This window comes from Vogesella mureinivorans, assembly GCF_007644035.1.
Classification (GTDB): Bacteria; Pseudomonadota; Gammaproteobacteria; order Burkholderiales; family Chromobacteriaceae; genus Vogesella; species Vogesella mureinivorans.
Genome location: NZ_VMTV02000374.1, coordinates 1 through 524, shown reverse-complemented (window position 1 = coordinate 524; position 524 = coordinate 1). Strand labels below are relative to the sequence as shown.

The following is a 524-nucleotide window of genomic DNA, read 5'->3' as shown; positions in this document are numbered from 1 at the left end:
CCGGTGCCCGAGTCGCTGCTGCCGTACCTGCAGCACAGCAAGGCCGCCAACGACGACGCCCAGGAGGCAGCATGACCCAGCAAGCACTGTTCGCGCCCCAGCGCCGCGCCAAGCAGGGCATGCAAGCCCTTGGCCGCCTGAAAACAGGCCAGATGAACAAGACCGAAGAAGCCTACGCCAAGCACCTGCAGAACCTGCAGCACGCTGGCCAGGTGGCCTGGTACAAGTTCGAGGGCGTGAAGCTGCGCCTGGCTGACAACACGTTCTACAGCCCTGACTTTGCCGTAATGCTGGCCAGTGGCGAGATGGAAATGCACGAGGTGAAGGGCTTCTGGCAAGACGACGCCCGCGCCAAGATCAAGATCGCCGCCGACCTCTACCCGTTCCGCTTTGTGGCCGTGAAGGTGAAGGCCAAGAAAGACGGCGGGGGCTGGGCTGTCGAAGAGTTTTGACATGCCGGTACTCGCCATGGCCCCAGACAACCAGCTCGACTTGTTCAGCACGCTGCAGCCGGCCGCAGAGGA

Annotated in this window: 1 protein-coding gene; it reads left to right on the top strand. The window is 63.2% G+C overall.

From position 1 onward, the window contains the following. Positions 1-71 precede the first annotated feature (71 nt). A complete protein-coding gene (locus FLQ44_RS11070; protein ID WP_147694441.1) occupies positions 72-452 on the top strand; it encodes a DUF1064 domain-containing protein in 381 nt (126 codons plus the stop codon). Positions 453-524: the final 72 nt, after the last annotated feature.